This is a genomic window from Wolbachia endosymbiont of Armadillidium arcangelii (assembly GCF_040207875.1).
Taxonomy (GTDB): Bacteria; Pseudomonadota; Alphaproteobacteria; order Rickettsiales; family Anaplasmataceae; genus Wolbachia.
The window spans coordinates 952,418-971,868 of sequence record NZ_CP157942.1; the positions used below are offsets into that span (position 1 = coordinate 952,418).

A 19,451-nucleotide genomic window follows, 5' to 3' on the forward strand; every position below is an offset into this window, starting at 1 on the left:
AGTGGTAAAATACATTTTATCCGTTGATGGAGGTGGCATAAGGGGAATAATACCAGCAGTAATTCTAGCAGAAATAGAAAAGAGAGCAAGGAAGACAATTTCCCAAATCTTTGACTTAATGGCAGGTACTTCAACCGGTGGAATTGTTGTAGCAGGGTTATGCAAAAAAGATGAACGGGGAAATCCCCAATATTCAGCAAATGATTTAGTTGAGCTTTACCAAGAATACGGGTCATATATTTTTAAGTCTTCATTTTTTAGGCGAGCAATATTATCTTGGTTTAACTGTGCACAATATCCACATAAAAATATTGAATTTGTACTGGATAAATATTTTGGAGAGGATATTCTAAAAAATACATTAAGTAATGTATTGCTTACAAGTTACGACATTTACAATAATTGCCCATTTTTCTTCAAAAGCTGGAAAGAAGGTAATATTAAGCTGAAAGATGCACTCAGAGCTGCAACGGCTGCACCTACTTACTTTGCACCTAAATATCTTAAAATCAACCAAAAGGAAATGGTATTAGTGGATGGCGGGGTATTTGCTAATAATCCAGCGGCTTGTGCATATGCTAGTGGTAAGAGATTATTTCCTAATGATGATATTCTACTGTTATCGATAGGTACTGGCAGAACAGATAGAAGCATAGAGTATGCCAATTCAAAGAGATTTGGAAAAATAGGCTGGATAAAACCACTACTACATGTGATGTTTTCTTCAAGTTTAGATGCAGTCAACTACCAACTTAATCAAGTTATAGCTAATAAATATATACGCATACAATCGCAATTAAAAATAGCATCACCTGACATGGATAATATTACATCAAAAAATATCAAATCTCTTCAGCAAGAGGCAAAGGCAATGATAGAGGAAAATCAGAAAGTGATAGAGAAATTCTGTATAGAAATATTAAATATATAACTATTCTCTCTAATATTTTAATATATTATTTATGAGTCAGTAAACTACTGCAGTTTTTAAACCAGGCTAAGTTTTGAAAGCATAATTTTCAAGCTCCTCAATAGATAAATCTGTTATTTTAGAAATAGCATCAATAGAAACATTCAGCATACTTAGATTATTTGCAACTTTTATTTATATTAAGTATATAACTATTTTTGCTTATATCTTAATGTGTTATTTAACATTCCCAACCGTCTTTAACACAATTCAATTTTCACAATCATCAGCAGTTAGGCCACTTGCTCGCACAATAATGTCAATAGAAATATCTGCCTTTGATAGATTCTTTGCAACCCTGACTTTCTCTGCTTTTTTAACTTTTTCCTTGCCGCTTTTCATATCTTCAGATAGAGATTTAACTAACGCATCTAATGATTCTTGTTCTCTGTACTCATCCATTAAACTCAATAGCTTTTTGCTTTCCCTTGTTTTAGGCAGCAGAACTTTAATATTCACTGATAATCCTTCTGCTATTTGATATAATTTGTCAAATGATATGGCAGTGTATCCTATTTCATACTCGTGTATTTCCTTGAGTGTTAAACCAACTTTGTTTGCTAAATCTTTTTGAGTATACCTTTTTATCAATCTCCATTCTCTTATTCTTTGCCCTACTCTGTAGTATATAGAATCAGTGCAGACTTCTTTCTCTGTATTATCATACTCGTAAATAGATAAGCCGGTTGCTTGGGAAATTATGTCAACTGAAACTCCTTCTTTAACTAGATTTTTTGCTACTTCTAATCTTGCCTCCTCTTGATTGATTTTCTCGCTAATATGAACAAACCTGACTAATGAAGGTACTATTTTGCCTAACTTTTGATTCTCATATATTTTTGTTAGATAGAGTATTTCTTCGTCTTCATCTTTATACTCTCTTACTATTACTGATTCAGGTAGCAGATCTGTAACAGTAGCTGATAATGCTTTTGCTATTATATATAATACTTCAACAGGAATAGCGCTATAGCCATTTTCATAGCTGTTCACTTCTTGGTATGTTAAACCTATTTGACCTGCTAATCCTATTTGAGTATGACCTCGCATTAACCTACAATTTTCTATTTTTTGCCCTATTCCATAACTAACATTGCTTGCAGAAACAAACACATATACCTCCATTTAAGAAAAAAACTCTATTACTATAATTTTTCCACGAGCTACCCATCTAAAACTATATCAACAGGTAAACCTACCGCTTGCAAAATAATATCAACAGGAATTCCCCCTTTTACTAAATCCTTTGCAGCTTTGATCCTTTCCGCTTTTCTCACTTTTTCTTCACAAATCCTTATACCTTCAAACAGAGACTCTCTTAATGCATTACGTAGTTCTTGGCTCTCAATTTCTTTGTATTCTTTAACCAAATCAGGTAGCTTATTTTCTATCTCATCTCCTGTTAGTTCAAGTAGGTCCATGATATTAATTGATAACACCTTTGCTATTCCATGTAATTTATCAAGTGGAACAGAAGTCCTTCCTTGTTCATAGTTGCTTATTTCGTGACGTGTTGTATTCATTTTCTCTGCTAAATCTTTTTGAGCATACTCTCTCACTAGCCTCCATTCTTTTATCTTCTTTCCTATTTGGCAGTGTATAGAACCAACTTTTTCTTCAATACATTCATCAGCAGAGAGGCCAATTGCTTGTGAAACAATATCAACAGAAATTCCTGCTTTAACCAGACCCTTTGCAATTTTTATTTTTTCCGATTTTCTACTACTTTTTTCACTGACTTGGACAAATTTGGTTAGCAAACAAAACATTCTACGTAACTCATGATCGTTAATCTTTTTATATTCTCTTACTAGATTTAATATTTCCTCTCCGTCATCTTCAAAACAGATTTTTGATACAGGAATGAGATCCGTAATACTGATTGATAGTGCCTCAGCTATAGCATATAACCTTTCAATTGAAATTCTACGGTTTCCTTTCTCATACTGCAGTATTACCCAGTACTTTACACCAATTTTCTCTGCTAAATCTTTCTGAGTATAACCTCGCTCTAACCTCCAATTTTTTACTTTTTCCCTACTTCATAGTCTAGACTTCTTTCCACGAAAAGAACCATACATATAATATTTTCTACTATAGCTCAAAGGCTCCAGTAAACTCTAAAACCTTAAAGTTGTCTATAGATTAATTAAAGCCCCCTAAAAGTTTCTTTACTACCTCCACATACCCTATTTACCCACGGAGACAATACTTCATCATTGCTAATATCTTTTATAGCATACTTTTCATTCCATATGCCACATCTAGTGAAACTACCTCTTTCTACCGCTTCTTTAAGTTTCACTCCCCCGAAAAGGCAGTTTTTTCCTATTTCTTCTCCTCTTTGTTGTAATTCAGCCCACATTTCCTTGTTTTCTACTCTCACTTGTACTTGATCATATTTTTTTACATCTTGGTACAATATAATATTTAGCTTACCAATGCTCGTAGGAAATTCTAACATGACAGAGCTGCCATCTGAAATATCGGTATAGTTTCTTATACCTCCCTTCTCATTTTTAACTTCAACTGCATCATTGCCAATTTTTAAAATATTACTCCCTAACTCTCTCAGTATTTTGGTTACCTCTACCTTGCTATCTTCAGAGAATTCCATAAAAAGCATTTTATTATCTATCTCGATATCTATTAATTCTCCTTTCTGAACAGCACTTTCGCCAGCTTTCTCTAGTTCTTCTAGTTGCTTATCTATCTGTGGCTGAACTTCTGGTTGTAGCTCATTATAGATTTCACCTATCAGTTTATTCTGCAGTAGAGTATCATGAAACTCTGCACCGCTTAGCATTAATTTACGTATTAGCTTTTTTCGATCACTTTTTTCTAATCTGTGAAAATGTGTACCCAATACTACATACTCTGCAATACTCCATTCTCCATCATTACATGCATTTATTCTTGCTCCAGAGGCTAGTACTTGGTCTATAGTTTTGTGCAATTCATTTACGTTTTTTGCCTCTACTATCGCACTCTTAAACCAGCTCAACTTTTCTGTATTTGGCTTTATTTTTTTTAAAGCTGAAGTAAACGGATTTAAATCTTCTGCTTGATCGCTTACAGGTTTTGCGCCATATATGTAGTCAAATCCTTTCCCGTAGTTGATTTTGTTTTCGCGAATGTTTCTGCTAGGGGAAGTCTCCCGGTTTATCTCCTTCTGGTTATTAATTTTACTCACAAATTTAGACTGCTCTATATCAACGCTTTCAAGAGCACCAAATATTTTCTTGTGATTAACATTAGTCTTTTTATTCTGATCTTTACTAGTCATATAAACCTCATATTAAAAATACTTTTTAAGTATACAAACCTTAATTTATACACTCTATTACTCAGCATAAATTGTAGTGAGTAAACTTGCAAATACTTTCTGCTATAACAATCCGTTTTCTCTAAAGCTAAAATAGCCCGCACTTGTAATGATAATATGATCAAATAATCTAACGCTTACAGTACTACATGCTGCTGCTAAGCTCTTTGTTACTTCTTGATCTTCTTCTGACGGTTCTAAACTTCCTCCAGGATGGTTATGTGACATTATTATTGATGTTGTATTTTTTATTAATGCCTTTCTTGTAATCTCCTTTATGTACACCGGTGCTTTTTCCATTTCACCAATATAGGATTCTTCTCCGATTAATTGGCGCCTTTTATTCAAATACAATATTTTTACACATTCCCTCTCTGCGTGACCTATACTTACGTTTAAGTACTCTACTAGCCCTTGTAAGTCCATTATTGGCTCACTTTTGAGCTTTTCTCTCAGTACCCTTTCTAGTGTTTCCTTAACACACATAATCATTGCCACTGCAGAATCAGTTACTCCTTCTATGACTTTCAGGTCATCCATTTCTCGACCTAAAATCCTTCCTACTCCTGTATAGGTATTCACCAGATTTTTAGCAATTTCTTGAGCTTGTGGCCTTTCATGTACTGCACTTAGAAACGTTTCCATTATTTCACGATCAAGTAGTGCTTTTCCTTTGCTTTCTAATATTCTGAATTCGATTTCTTCTTTACTTTTATTCATATAATTTACCTTTCACTAACAACAAACTTTTTTTAAATATTTACTGCTGTTTTTTTATCAGCATTGGCATAGAGCCATAGCTTGCGAGTGAAGTCAAATCAATTTCTCAATCTTTTTTACTTATTTTTTCATGAATAGGTGAAGATATTAATATATACTGATTTTTTTATTTTAAACTTGTTGAATTTCGTCTAAAGAGAGGCCTACCGCTTGCAAAATAATATCAATAGAAATTCCTCCTTTCACTAAATCCTTTGCAATTTTCTGCTCTTTTCACTTTCTCTTCGCAAATTTGTATGCTTTCAAGCAGAGATTTTATTAGTGCATTACTTGGCTTTCAATCTTTTTGTATTCTTTTATTAAATTAGGTACCATTTTATCATCTGCATCTTCTGTTAGCTCAAGTAGGTCCATAATATTAATCGATAATGCCTTTGCTATCTCATATAATTTATCAAGTGGAACAGCAACCCTTCCTTGCTCATAGTTACTTATTTCGTCACGTGTTGTAACCATTTTCTCAGCCAAATCCTTTTGAGTATACTCCCGTACTGCCCTCCATTCTTTTATCTTTTTTCCTATTTGGCAGTAGATAGAACCAACTTTTTCTTCAACACATTCATCAGTAGAGAGACCTATTGTTTTTGCAACGACATCAACAGAAATTCCTTCTTTAACCAAACCCTTTGCAATTTTTACTTTCTCTGCTTTCCTACTACTTTTTTCACTGACTTGGACAAATTTGGTTAGCAAACAAAACATTCTACGTAACTCCTGATCATTAATCTTTTTATATTCTCTTACTAGATTTAATATCTCCTCTCCCTTATCTTCAAAACAGATTTTTTCATTTGATACAGGAATAAGATCCGTAATATTAATTGATAACACCTTTGCTATAGCGCACAACTTTTTAATCGAAATTTTACGTGTTCCTTTTTCATATTGTAGTACTATTTGATATGTTACACCGATTTTCTCTGCTAAATCCTTTTGAGTATAACCTCGCTTTAACCTCCAACTTCTTACTTTCTCTCCCACTTCGTGATCTAAAGAATTAGTATAGCTAACGGTCATTCTTTTTCGTAGCCTGCCATTTTAGAAGTTTTGATAGAAATTTTGCTAGACCTTTGTTGAAAACTAGTATATTAAATGCCTATGCTGTGACAAGCTAAAACGAGAAGTTCACACTTTAAATAGGTATCTTTGAGGCTGCTAAATCATGTTGTTGGCCTTTTAATGTGCCTTATAGAAGAATTGATAGAAAAGATCTACAAAAGGCGTCTAAGGTACGTAGTAGCATTCTAGGGTTATCTATGAAGGTAGTTTTTTGCCAATTCTTGAAATTTTGCTAACTTTAATAGACTAAACACAAAAACGTTGAATATCTCTACAGAATTGTGTATAATTATTAATGCTTTCTAGGTTAATTCGTCATGGCTTTTTCTAAATTTCTTGATCCAAAAAACGACCTTAGCTTTAAGAAAATATTTGGCTCTGAAAAGAATAAAAATATCCTCATTTGCTTCCTGAACAATATCTTGGACTTTTCTACTTCTGATCAAATAATAGAAATTGAATTCCTCAGCACTATTATGGACCCTGAAATTGCCTCTGACAAGCAAAGCATTGTTGATGTTCTTTGCAAGGACTCTATTGGTAATAGATTTGTCATCGAAATGCAGCTCGCTCGTGATAAAGGCTTTGAAAAACGTGCTCAACTTTATGCTGCTAAGGCTTACTCACGGCAATTAGATAAATCTGGTAATTACATTGATCTTCAGAAAGTCTTCTTTATTGCTATTTCCAATTGTAACCTTCTGCCTGAAGAAGTTGACTATATTTCTACTCATAATATACGCGATATCAAAACCAATGGTCATTACTTAAAAGATCTACAATTTGTCTTTATTGAGTTGCCTAAATTTACAAAAAATAAGGTAGAGCAATTAGAGAATACTACAGAGAGATGGTGTTTCTTTTTTAAATACGCAGAAGAAACAACTGAAGAAGATTTGAAAAAGATAGCAGCAGAAGCTCCGATAATAAAGTTAGCATATGATGAATTAGACAGGTTTCGCTGGAATGAAAAAGATTTGATCGCATATGAGGAAAGAATATTGAGTGTACAGAAAGAGAAGGCTATTTTGGAACAAAAACTCGATGATGCTAAACATGAAGGTAGACAAGAAGGTAGACAAGAAGGCATCCAAATCGGCCATGAAAAAGGTAGAGCAGAGGGTGAAAAGCAAGCTAAAATAGCAGTTGCAAAGAATCTACTTAAAGCAGGGGTTTCTATTGATGTCATAGCTCAAACTACTGGTCTTACGGTTAATGAAGTTAAAGGCCTAGGTTAATTCTATCTCTGGATGAATATCTTTGTATTAGACGAAAATCCTATAATTGCAGCACAAATGTTATGCGATAAGCATATAGTGAAAATGCCATTAGAAACTGCTCAATTACTTAGCAGTGTTTTTTCAATAGCATTAAAAGCGCCAAATCCTTTAGTCAGCATTACAGACCAAAATATAGAAATTCCATATAAACTTACTCACAAAAACCATCCTTGCTCTCTATGGGCTAGACAGTCGAAAGGAAATTTTTATTGGTTGATAGGATATGGAAAAGAATTATGTAAAGAGTACACCTGGCGATACAAAAGAAAACATAAATCAGAGGAAGTAATAGATTGGTGTGATAGTAATAAGGATTTACTCATTTTTCAATCAACTGATATGCAAGCTTTTATACAAGCACTGCCCGGATCAGTATAAATGTAGCAGCGCTGTGGAAGCTTATAAGGGATATTATCTCAAGGAAAAGATGAGATTTGCTAAGTGGGAAAATGGCAGAGAAGCACCAGATTGGATAATCTGCTACACAATACCACAGCTATAAATAGAGAAGCCATCCAAATCGGTCATGAAAAAGGCAGAAAAGCAGAGAAAATCGAAGTTGCAAAAAACTCACTCAAGGCCGGTGTTTCTATTGATGTTATTGCTGAAATCACTGGCCTTTCGGTAGATGAAATTAAAGAGTTAAGAAGTTAATACTATCAAATTAGAAGCTTTGAGCTAAAGTAGAATGATTAGAGACAGAAACATTACAAAGATCTCTCTTAAACTGAGAGTTTTCTTTAGCATGTTTTAGTTTTTTAAATATTTCAGTGTCTGTATCTATATTCTTCTCCGCATAATCATGTAAGAGCTGCAATACCTTTCCACCAACTTTAATAGCAATTTTAATAGTCGTATCTTCATCCTTACCATCTAGAGAGTAGTTTAAGCTTGGTTTGAAACCGTACTCAGTTTTTGATTCTAGTAGCTCTTTTATCTTTTTAAGCAATTTATCTAGCTTATTTTCATCTATTTCTGCTGCTTGTTTTATCAGATTAAACAACTCATTATCTTGAGATAATTTTTGGAGAAATTTTTCTTTGTCTTCTTTCTTTTTAATAGACAAAATCTTTACACAACTAACATTAATATTTGGGTCAGCAAACAGAAGGTTAGCTACCTCAGGACAATCATTTAGTGTTAACGACAAAGGAGTTAAATCTTGACTACTCTTAGCATTAACATCAGCTCCATGCTTCAGAAGAAGCTTAACTATACTACCGTGACCTCTCTGTGCTGCCAAATGCAAAGGAGTAAAATCATCATCACCCCTAGCATTAACATCAGCTTTATGATCCAGAAGAAGTTTAGCTACATTATCACAACTTTTCAATGCTGCCGCATGTAAAGGAGTTAAACCTTGAATATTCTTAGCATTAACATCAGCTTCGTGATCCAGAAGAAGCTTAACTATATCATCATAACCGCCTTGTGCTGCTACAGATAAAGGAGTAAGACCTTCATTACTCTTAGCATTAACACCAGCTCCATGCTTCAGAAGAAGCTTAACTATACTACCGTAACCTCCCTGTGCTGCTGCCAATAAAGGAGTAGCACTATCATTACTCTTAGCATCAACATCAGCTCCATGCTTCAGAAGAAGCTTAACTATACTACCGTGACCTCCCTGTGCTGCTATCAATAAAGGAGTAGCACTATCATTACTCTTAGCATCAACATCAGCTCCATGATTCAGAAGAATTTCAACTACATTCTTATGACCTCTCTGTGCTGCCATCTGTAAAGGAATAGTACTATCATTACTCTTAGCATCAACATCAGCTCCATGATTCAGAAGAAGCTCAACCACACCATCGCGACCTTCTTGTGCTGCCAAATGCAAAGGAGTAAAACCATCACTAACCCTAGCATCAACCCTAGCTTTAAAATTCAGAAGAAACTTAGCTACATCATCGCAACCTTTCAATGCTGCCACATGTAAAGGAGTTAAACCTTTATTATTCTGAACATCAACATAGTCCTCAGCTTTACTACCCACCTTACTTATTGCATTCTTAACCTGTCTCAAGTTATTTCTTTCAATAGCGTCAAAAAGACCCTTAATATCCTTGTCAGAACTAGTCTTTGCCTTATGGCAGTCTTTCTTTAAAACGTTCCCTCCTGTTCGCCTTGATTCATTCTTGTCTAAAGAAAGCTTTTCTTGAGCCTTTATCGCTATATTTTTAGTTTGCTTTTTGTTTCCTTCATCCATTAACTCTAGTGCCTTATTCTGGCTACTTTTTATATCAATTTTTAACTCTGAATTTGATTTATCATTGTCTAAAGGAGACTGTACTACAGCATCTGTTACTTCTCCCATACGGCACTTTTTAGCTTTTAATGCATCTGTGATCTCTTGAGCATATTTTTTTTCTTCCTTGAGTTGCAATTTCACTGCTATATTTTCAGCTTGCTCTACATTTCCTTCATCTGTTAACTTTAGTGCCATATCTCTCCATTCTTCAGGAGTGGATTCTTCTTTCTTAATATCTACACTAACCATTTTCTTCGGTTTTATTACTTTCAATAAATTACACTTTTTTTCATCATCCATAATATAGGCACTACCAATAGCGCGAGTAATTCCGACATACAGAGCATTTATATAAAATTTATATTCCTCAAAAGATTTATCTTCCTTATTCTTATTTCTTGAAGTCTTTGCATTCTTTGCATTGTACAAATCACGGATTTCCTTAATAGTATTTTTAATCTTCCCTTCATCTTTATCAGGACATGCTATATTCCATATCTCATTATAAGCTTTATGGAACGTAAACTCGCAAAGAATCACATTCCTAAACTCCAAGCCTTTGGCTTCATGTATATTAAACACAAGTGGAGTATCAAATAATTTACGAGCATCTTCTTTATTCTCATCATTCAGAACTAAAACAGCCCAATTTGTAGAGCCAGATACTTTTTCCGCCATTTCCTGCTCTTTATCCTTAGCAACAAAGCCGACATTACCATCGTTCTCTTTATCACTCTCCATAAAAAAAAGCTCTTTTTCCTTTTCTGTCATCTTATCTTCTGAAGCAAAACAATAATTCTTAAAGTGTAGTATACGGTTGGCTAATTCAATAACTTGCTTACTATTACGATAGTTCTTCTCAAGATTACAAAGTTTTAACTTTTGATTCTTCTCATATTTATTACTGAGAGAAGACTTTAACCTAGACAGAGAAAAAAAACTTGGATGTATCACTTGATTAACATCACCACATAATAAAAAATTACCCTTACTTTCATCTTTTAAACTTTTTAATATTAAATCCAATGTGCTCTCAGTCAAATCCTGCACTTCATCTATAATAACCGCATCGTATTCTTTAGCTTCAGTACACTTATGAGCAATAAGGTTAGGATCATAATACTTTTGATCTCCTTCTATAAATTTCCTATATTCTTCAAAAAAATCATAAACACTGTTCCTTTTATCTATAGGAAATATAGATTGTCTATTTCCTAATTTAGCATATCTATCTTTTCCATCTTCTCCTAATAAACTTCCTCCACCTATCACAGCTGTAAATTCTTCGAATATTTTATCTCCGTCTTTTTTATACTTTTTAAATTTACCTTTCTCGCATATTTTCTTGAACCATGAAAAAAACTTATTTCTATTGATCGATTTCTTTCCTTCTACATCTTTTTTTGCTACCTTTTCAAAAAATTCATGAATAGATAAGAACTCGATTTCCTTTGGAGTATCAATCTTGAACTCACGAGTATCTTCATCGTAATATTCGTATTCAAATATTTTTTTTGACTCTTTTATAAGATATTCAGATTGGGTAATATATAGAATTTTTCCTCCCTTGAACTTCTCTTCCATCTTTTTAAGGCTTTCTAAAGCCACTGATGTCTTTCCGCTACCAGCAGCTCCATTAATAACTAAAGGTAATTCAAACTTTCCAACCCTTTCAACTATATCTTCCTGCTTTGCATTAAAAGTAATAAATTTACCAAGATAACTAACTTGTGGAACATCTCCAATTTCTACTGTATTTGCGCTATCAGAACCTTCTTCACTTATTATTTTTATGTTTTTTATTTTTTCTTTATTTGTTAAAAATTTAGACTTACGATAATCATGACTCAGAATTACTTCTAAAATAACAAAAGCATCTTTATCATTATGCTTTGTACTCGTAAATAATAATCTGTCACTATCACTTAATTTAGCTCGAAAATATTCAATATTCCCATCACCTTTTATTAACTTTATATTTCCTTGGCTTGTACTGTTGTTTTCCTCTAAGTCTTTAACTATTGCATTGAACTTTCTTCTTAAAGGGTTTTCATTATCACCTAAATCGTGCTCATTAAATTCGTTACAATAAAATACTGAACTATTGACAGAAGGTTTTGGCTGATATTTCTGCTTTGGTTTAGATTGATAATCATCATTATTGTTAGCTTCTTTGATTCGAGGTTTCTGCTCTGCAAATTTTTCTTTTTGTAACAAGCACGAGAACTCAATCCTTATTTCCTTTAACTCCTGCTCACTTAACTCGTAATTTAATACTTTCTCTAACTCATGATTCTTGTCCATAATTATTTCTGCATTTTTTAAGGCATATATTCCACAATTGTAACCATCTTTCTGTTGCTCAATACAAAAAGATTGAGTTTGAATACCACTCAGTTTTGACTCTAACAGCTCTTGAAGATTGTTGTAATTACTATCCTTAAAAAATCCAACATTCTCTGCACTCTCTTGAAAGGAGAAAATATCATAACCTAAAGAGTCAGCATAATAAGCAGTAAATTCTGTTTTTATAACTAGCGTTACCCAATGATTGGCATTTTTGTTGATTATAAAAATAGCAGGCTTTTTAACTTTCAACTTAATATAGCCTTGTATCTGCTTTTCTAAATGACTTGCTGATCCAATTACTTCAAACAGTATATTGCCGCCTCCATGCCATCCATACTTAAGCCGTGCAATACGAGCAATATCTTCTTGTTTCAATAGCTCTTCATAATTTTTTTCTTCCAAAGTTTTATGAGTAAACTTACTAGGACTTACACTTGGTGCACAATTTTCCTTATCTCGGCCTTTTTCAGGAGATATGTAACTATTTTTATGTGGGAGAAAACTCCCAATATCTTTAAATGGTTCACGAATTTGCTTACTATGGGATCTAAAAGAATTTATCATTAAATTTCCAAACTTTTCCTAATACTCTCTCTAAGGCTACTGAAAAGGGCCTTGTTGCACAGCAATCAAAAAAATCCGGTGGCTGCTAACAAAATTTATTATAACATAACCATTTAACTGCTTAAAGAAAAATCATGCCACAAAGGACAAAAGTCAGTAACTAGAACAAGTGTAACAAATTCCTTGAAAAAAGGGAAAATATTTTTCATTTCGTCAATGAAGCCATAGAAAATTGGTACGAAAATGGTTCCAAAATGGCAGAATGTTTATAGTGACAAGGTTGTGATTTTGATACACATAGTGGTTCATTTTTTTAGGATTGGTTTGAGACAAGCAGTTGGTTTTGTAAAAGGTTGTATAAAGCAAATGGGAAAATACTTCAAAGTCATTAGCTATACTCAAGCTTCTAGAAGATTCAAAAAGCTTAACTTGAAAATTGATGATCATAGAATCAACAAATGTGATTGGAAAAGTATTGAAATTGCCATAGATAGCACGAGAGTTAGTATCTACAATAACAACGGTGGCCATAGTAAACTTAATATTCGAGAAAGAAAATACAATGGTTACAGAAAGCTATACGTTGTTTTAAACACAAACGATAAGAAAGCAATAAGCATACTAGTGGTGTTGCTCTGATCGATCTGCGATATGTTAAAGGAAATCAGTGATAAGTATAACATTCGTTCTATTCGAGAAGATGCAACTTATGATATAAGAAGTGTGCATAAAGAATGCAGAATATTATCCCTATTATTCGGCCTAGCTAAAATTTGCTCAGCTATCAGAAAGAAACAAGTATAGCTCTTCTCATAATAGTCAGAATAAAAAAGCAGAAACAACAGCTTGACGGAAAGACTTAAAAATAGGGATATTTTTTCTAGCTCTGTTCTTTATAGCAAACCACTGATGCTTAATTTCGTTAAAGTCTGGAGAATATGGAGGAAGTTCAGCACCAACTCCTTTAGCAAGATCATCTATTTTAGATTTATAGAAGGTAGCGTTATCAAAGTTTGGCCAGACCTTAAAATTGGAGTTAAAAACTGCTCAAACCAAGCCTCAAAAACATCCTTATTGCAGTAAAGGTCAATGGAGCAATGATTTTCTTTTTATTTAGAGCTATACTGACGCGCTGAGTTTTTTTACCTGATTTTGTGAATGAAACCTCTCTCCTTTTCTGCAATATCCGTATGTTCTGTATTGTCTATTCCAGATTCATCAATATATACAAGATTTTCATGACGTTTTGTTGCTATAACCTTTGAAAATTGAGCTCGCTTTTCTTCATTTCTTTCTTTATATCTGCAGGTCTTGTAAATCCAATATTTTTAAGTGCTCGTTTGTCGACTGATATTGCCCCAGCATCTCTGACTGAGTTTTGCCACCATGGTTTTTTGCAAATTTGGTAAAAACATTCCAGTCGGTAATTTTATCTACGCTTCCAGGCTTTTTTGACTGAAAATCTCCCGTTTCCTTATGCCTTTTCTGCCACTCATATAGAGTCGTTTTTCCAATTTTAAATCTCTTGGGCTCTACTTTCTCCTTCATCCAATGCTTTTTTCCTTAAGTCGTAACTATACTCTGCTGGCATACAAATCCCACTACCATAAGTCCATGTCTTAACTTGTTTGAATTATTATGAGAAGAGCTATACGTTAATTCAGCTACTCGGCAAGCTATAGCTCTTTTCACAATAATCCGAACAGATCATAATAACACACTGCTGGCCTCCTGGCTTACAATAGCTATAAAGACGTTTTTACCCACGTTCGGACTATTATAAGAAGGGCTATAATTAAAATTAAAGCGCCATAGATGGGAATGTTCAAAAAAGCATACGCATCAAGTTAAGAGAATACACCCAATATAGCAACCATTTAAGGTTTATTTGTTATATTTATTTTTTAAGAAATCTTGATCTAAAATAAGATAATTTTTTTTAAAGAGTCTATAAATTACTAATTTTATCGTTTAATGTCTAAAATAATTTTTACCGCTTCTCTTCTTTCTTATGCCACTTTTCCTTAACTTGACGCCTATGGTTTATTTAACACTCCCTATGACTAGGGTTATGATAAAGAGGAATTTTCTTTAATTCTACTAATTTATGGACAACCTCTAACTTTTCGCAGAATTTTTTAAGATACTCTTTTATATAATATCAAAGGAATTTTTGTCACCCTCTTGATAGTTTTTTAGCCCCTCTCCTCCTGAGTTACTCAGTGATTCTTGCATAGTTGTTTGATCAAGTTTAGTTGATAATTCATCTCCTCCTGAATTACTCAATGGTTCTGGCTCAGTTGTTTGATCAGATCCAAACAACCACGAAAAAAAGCCACCCAAAAATGATCCTATTAAAGAAAAAGGCTTCATAAGTATACTAAACAAATTACCAAAGAAAGAGCTCGACTGTTCTTCACTTGTTAATGATTCACTTCGTAGACTAACATCATTTTGTGTAGGTGCTGTATCAGTAGAACGTCCATTATCAGGCTTCACAGCTTCAATTTTTACATCATTTCTTTCTTCTGCACTGATCTCCTGTGGTTCTTCCTCTGGGTCCTGTTCTTGTATAACTGGCTGGACATTACCTTCTTGCCCAACGTCTTCCTCTAGACCTCCTTCATTATCTGTCGATGGCTCATGAACTAAACTTTCATCAGCTTTTTCTACTGCTCTTTTTGATAGAGTTTTTATTTCCTCATCCTCAACTAAATCGAAAGGAGTCCATCCATCTGCATTTTTTATATTAACATCATTTCCTTCTTCTGCACTGATCTTCTGTGATTCTTCCTCTGGGTCTTGTTCTTGTATAACTGGCTGGACATTACCTTCTTGCCCAACATCTTCCTCTAGACCTCCTTCATTATCTATCGATGGCTCATGAACTAAACTTTCATCAGCTTTTTCTGCTGCTTTTTTTAATAGAGTTTTTATTTCCTCATTCTCAGCAAAATGTAAAGGAGTCAATCTTTTTGCATTTTTTATATTAACATCAATTCCATCTTTTCCTAATAGAGCCTCTACTACCTCTTTACTATTGCCTGCAGCAGCAAAATGTAAAGGAGTCAATCCATCTGTATTTTGTATATTAACATCAATTCCATCTTTTCCTAATAGAGCCTCTACTACCTCTTTACTATTGCCTGCAGCAGCAAAATGTAAAGGAGTCAATCCATCTGTATTTTGTATATTAACATCAATTCCATCTTTTCCTAATAGAGCCTCTACTACCTCTTTACTATTGCCTGCAGCAGCAAAATGTAAAGGAGTCAATCCATCTGTATTTTGTATATTAACATCAATTCCATCTTTTCCTAATAGAGCCTCTACTACCTCTTTACTATTGCTTTCAGCAGCAAAATGTAAAGGAGTCAATCCTTTTGCATTTTTTATATTAACATCAATTCCATCTTTTTCTAATAGAGCCTCTGCTATCTCTTTACAATTTTTTTTAGCAGCAAAATGTAAAGGAGTCCATCCATCTGCATTTTGTATATTAACATCAATTCCATCTTCTCCTAATAGAACCTCTGCCATCTTTACATAGCACTCTTTAGTAGCCAAATGTAAAGAAGCCATTTCATAGTCATCTTTTACATTAACATCTGCTTTTATATTAACATCTACTCTTGTGTTTATTAGATCTTTTGCCTCATCAACTTCATTAGATTTAACAAGATAAAGTAATCTAGCACTAAGTAATTTAGCATTTACATCTCTGTTTAAATCACTCATTCCACACCTACTGTAAAATTATATTACTATGGCAAAGTTATTAATAATCCGTAAGCTATGGATAAAATTTTCTGGATTACAGCGTCACATGATAACTTATAGCCTTTCTTATAATTGACCTTGACAAGAAAAGGCAGAGGAAAAGTCAGGGATGTTTTTTGCAAAAGGGACAATATGAATCAGGGGAATTTTATTCTATTTAAAGCATAAAACTATTGTAAATCTCCATTGAGTACTTAATGCCCCTAACTTACCATATTAAAAACAGAATTAAGATACAAGAAAATACAACTTTTTTTAAAACAGATTGATATTAACTTAACAGAAAATATTGCTAAAAATTTAAATAATACAACCATTTCCAGCGTTCAAAATCAAGGGCGGTGAGAATCTTTCGTTTTGGAATGTGTTGGTCTACCACGTGATACATTCGAACTTTTTAATATAGTAATTTTACTATACGCTAAAATCAGCTATATTAGCCTACTTCAGCCACATTTAGATATGAACTAATTTGCCTAACTTCGTTGCAAAAATTTCACACTTTTATTTGCACAACTCTGCTTCTATTTAAGTTGTTCTCACAAATATATGTACTATTTTTATGCTTTTTAAAAAAAGTACATAAATAAATTTTTTGTGGCACTACGAAATCAGTATTTTTCATAAACTTCAATATTACTTGAAAAATATTTGCTAAAATAGTAATGTAATAATATTTAGTGAGGTAAAAATGAATTTCAACGAGTTTATTGAAGGCAACGGATTATTTTTGAATGATAAAAAAGTAAATATCAAGGAATTGATAAGCTTTTTGCAAGAGAATAGAAACATCACACAACTTTCTCTCAAGAATTGTAATATTGGTGACAAAGAAGCAAAAGCTTTAGCTAATCTTACAAACCTTACTGTACTTAATTTGGATAATAACAACATTGGTGATGAAGGAGCAAAAGCTTTAGTTAATCTTACAAAACTTACTGCACTTGGTTTGGCTTATAACAATATTGGTGATGAAGGAGCAAAAGCTTTAGCTAATCTTACAAAACTTACTGTACTTGATTTGTTTCATAACAACATTGGTAATGAAGGAACAAAAGCTTTAGCTAATCTTACAAAACTTACTAAGCTTGATTTGAGTCAGAACAGTATTGGTGCTAAAGGAGCAAAAGCTTTAGCTAATCTTACAAAACTTACTGTACTTGATTTGGCTTATAACAATATTGGTGATGAAGGAGCAAAAGCTTTAGTTAATCTTACAAAACTTACTGCACTTGATTTGGCTTATAACAATATTAGTGATGAAGGAGCAAAAGCTTTAGCTGAATCTGAAAAATACTGGGAATTCATAGATAAACTTAGTATAGATAATCAAGACAGCTCTATAGATTTTTGTAAAAAGCTGAAAGCATTATGGTCTCAAGCAAGAGCAAAATCTAACAATAATGTTGGCAAACTAGATGAAAACAGTGTAAAAAGGTTGTTTTTTGATCTTGCGCAACAAAATCATTGCGGAGAGAGAATAAAGCTTCTGCTGAATGATCCTGATAAATATCCTTTTCCAATTAATTCAAGAGATGAGCAAGGACACGCACTATCTCATTTCTATACTTACTCCCCTGAGGTGTATGCTATGAGTAGTGAAGTAAAAAATAAACAAAGTGGGGCGTGTGCAAAACAAATAACAGATTGGGATTCACGGCCAAATGTTATTCCAGTTAGTGACGGCTTACACGCGAGTAATACTGATACCAATCCAAGCAATTTTAACTCAAAGGAAGACTCGAACTCAAGCTATGATTTAGATAACTCTCTTCCTTTTTTAGAAGGAGATTCATCTTTAGTAGAAGAAGAAATACCATTGACTGATGAAGAGAGTTTGTTAAATGACGAATTTCTTCAGAAGATGAATGATATAGCGGAGAAAAATAAACAAGAGTATGAGAAAATTACAAAAGAGAGTATACAAAAGTATGAAGAATCTATAAAAGCTTGGTCAAAGAGTGCTCTAGAAGATATTGAAGGTGTAGTAAGTGAGTATATAAAAAGGGGAATAAAATTAAACTCATATTGTGATGACAATAGAACAACTGTAGCGAACTTAGTATTTGAGAAAATACAAGATGTTCTTGACGATGTTACAGAAGTAACCTCTGGTAGATTTATTTATTGTAGTGAAGATCTAGCAACAGATATATACAATATAAACATTATACAAAATATTGCTGAAGATGTACTATTGAAAGGCGGGAAAGTGAAGCGATGTCTTTTCTACAACGATAGAATGTCACATGTGACTATGGGATTTGTTGTGAACTACAAAGAAGACGAGGGACAACAAGCAACTACGCAACTTATATTTGACCATAAAACAAAGTTTGATGACTATCTTTCTGGTGAATGTAAAGAAATTAGAAGCCGGCTAGAAGAAGCTGCGCGTGAAAGCATTGTGAACAAAAACAAACAAATTCAAGATGAGTTAGAAATAAACATAGATAATATATATTCTTATATAAAGTATCCACAAGGTAGTATTGTTGAGACTGTAAAAATTACAAATGAATTGGAGGTAGAACCTCTAGAATTAAAAGTCTGCACGTTAAAAATAGGAGGAAGTATAGTAAGAATTGACATTAAAGGGGAAAACAGAAATTACACTGACATTACAGGTAGTGACGGTATAGTGTTAACTTTCTACACCAGCTTGGGGGAGTTAGAAGTTGAATTATATCTTGATGAGGAGGATGAAAATTTCATAGGGGTAAAAGTAAGAGATCAAGAAAAGTTAGGGAAATTGAAAAGCTGTAACGAAAAAATAGGGGAAAATTGCTTCCTTGGTGGATTATTAGTTAATGAAGCCATAAAACAAGGGTCTTTTGAACGATCTAGAAAATTTTGTCAGTCTTCTGAAAGAGTTAGCTCATCTAAAAAAATTGAAGAGGGAGTCTTGGAAGCAGTAAAAGATTTAGAGTATGGCGATATAGTGAACTCTTCGTCAAATTCCTGTAGAGAAGGCTATGCAGAAAACCAGGGTGCTAGTATGAACTCAAGTCGCTCAGTGCAGCGTGGATAGGAGTTTAAGTACCTCGGTGTTAAGATAACAGATTTTTTAGGCAAGGTCAAGGGTTATAA

Annotated in this window: 10 protein-coding genes and 5 pseudogenes; 7 read left to right on the forward strand and 8 right to left on the reverse strand. The window is 33.4% G+C overall.

The annotated features are described in order from the left end of the window. Position 1: 1 nt before the first annotated feature. Positions 2 to 931: a patatin-like phospholipase family protein gene (locus ABLO99_RS04760; RefSeq protein WP_349966957.1), complete on the forward strand. Its 930-nt coding sequence runs from the start codon at positions 2 to 4 to the stop codon at positions 929 to 931. Between the two features lie 249 nt (positions 932 to 1,180). Here ABLO99_RS04760 and ABLO99_RS04765 read toward each other — a convergent pair whose 3' ends face one another. From ABLO99_RS04765 to ABLO99_RS04785, 5 genes and pseudogenes are all read right to left on the reverse strand, one after another. Continuing rightward, a complete protein-coding gene (locus tag ABLO99_RS04765) occupies positions 1,181 to 2,095 on the reverse strand; it encodes a helix-turn-helix domain-containing protein (RefSeq protein WP_410543662.1) in 915 nt (304 codons plus the stop codon). Positions 2,096 to 2,133: 38 nt separating this feature from the next. After that, positions 2,134 to 3,047 (reverse strand): annotated as a pseudogene (locus ABLO99_RS04770) (helix-turn-helix domain-containing protein). Positions 3,048 to 3,119: 72 nt separating this feature from the next. Further along, positions 3,120 to 4,256 (reverse strand): hypothetical protein, encoded by a 1,137-nt coding sequence (locus ABLO99_RS04775; RefSeq protein WP_349966959.1) that lies wholly within the window; start codon positions 4,254 to 4,256, stop codon positions 3,120 to 3,122. A gap of 102 nt (positions 4,257 to 4,358) precedes the next feature. Next, positions 4,359 to 5,015, reverse strand: a complete 657-nt coding sequence (locus ABLO99_RS04780) for a RadC family protein (protein ID WP_349966961.1) — start codon at positions 5,013 to 5,015, stop codon at positions 4,359 to 4,361. Positions 5,016 to 5,186: 171 nt separating this feature from the next. After that, positions 5,187 to 6,092: pseudogene (locus ABLO99_RS04785) on the reverse strand (helix-turn-helix domain-containing protein). Between the two features lie 359 nt (positions 6,093 to 6,451). On the opposite strand from ABLO99_RS04785, the gene ABLO99_RS04790 reads away from it, so the two are divergent. The 3 genes and pseudogenes from ABLO99_RS04790 to ABLO99_RS04800 form a co-directional block, all read left to right on the forward strand. Further along, entirely contained in the window at positions 6,452 to 7,372 is a 921-nt protein-coding gene (locus ABLO99_RS04790) for an Rpn family recombination-promoting nuclease/putative transposase (RefSeq protein WP_047759108.1), read from the forward strand. A gap of 12 nt (positions 7,373 to 7,384) precedes the next feature. After that, positions 7,385 to 7,916 (forward strand): annotated as a pseudogene (locus tag ABLO99_RS04795) (pyrimidine dimer DNA glycosylase/endonuclease V). Positions 7,917 to 7,918: 2 nt separating this feature from the next. Then, positions 7,919 to 8,068 (forward strand): annotated as a pseudogene (locus ABLO99_RS04800) (transposase); the annotation flags it as partial. A gap of 10 nt (positions 8,069 to 8,078) precedes the next feature. On the opposite strand, the gene ABLO99_RS04805 reads toward ABLO99_RS04800, so the two are convergent. Continuing rightward, the gene (locus ABLO99_RS04805; protein ID WP_349966962.1) at positions 8,079 to 12,581 is read right to left on the reverse strand and encodes an ankyrin repeat domain-containing protein; all 4,503 of its coding nucleotides are present in this window, start codon (positions 12,579 to 12,581) and stop codon (positions 8,079 to 8,081) included. A gap of 243 nt (positions 12,582 to 12,824) precedes the next feature. Between ABLO99_RS04805 and ABLO99_RS04810 the strand changes: the two genes are divergently transcribed. Continuing rightward, on the forward strand, positions 12,825 to 13,220 hold the full coding sequence (locus ABLO99_RS04810; RefSeq protein WP_238580381.1) for a transposase: 396 nt from the start codon (positions 12,825 to 12,827) through the stop codon (positions 13,218 to 13,220). A 12-nt stretch (positions 13,221 to 13,232) separates the two neighbouring features. Beyond that, a complete protein-coding gene (locus tag ABLO99_RS04815) occupies positions 13,233 to 13,385 on the forward strand; it encodes a hypothetical protein (protein ID WP_153295501.1) in 153 nt (50 codons plus the stop codon). 15 nt (positions 13,386 to 13,400) lie between these two features. Here ABLO99_RS04815 and ABLO99_RS04820 read toward each other — a convergent pair. Next, a pseudogene (locus tag ABLO99_RS04820) lies at positions 13,401 to 14,172 on the reverse strand (transposase). A 560-nt stretch (positions 14,173 to 14,732) separates the two neighbouring features. Continuing rightward, positions 14,733 to 16,319, reverse strand: a complete 1,587-nt coding sequence (locus tag ABLO99_RS04825) for an ankyrin repeat domain-containing protein (RefSeq protein ID WP_349966964.1) — start codon at positions 16,317 to 16,319, stop codon at positions 14,733 to 14,735. Positions 16,320 to 17,052: 733 nt separating this feature from the next. Between ABLO99_RS04825 and ABLO99_RS04830 the strand changes: the two genes are divergently transcribed. Beyond that, positions 17,053 to 19,392, forward strand: coding sequence for a hypothetical protein (locus tag ABLO99_RS04830; protein ID WP_349966966.1), 2,340 nt, complete (start codon positions 17,053 to 17,055; stop codon positions 19,390 to 19,392). Positions 19,393 to 19,451: the final 59 nt, after the last annotated feature.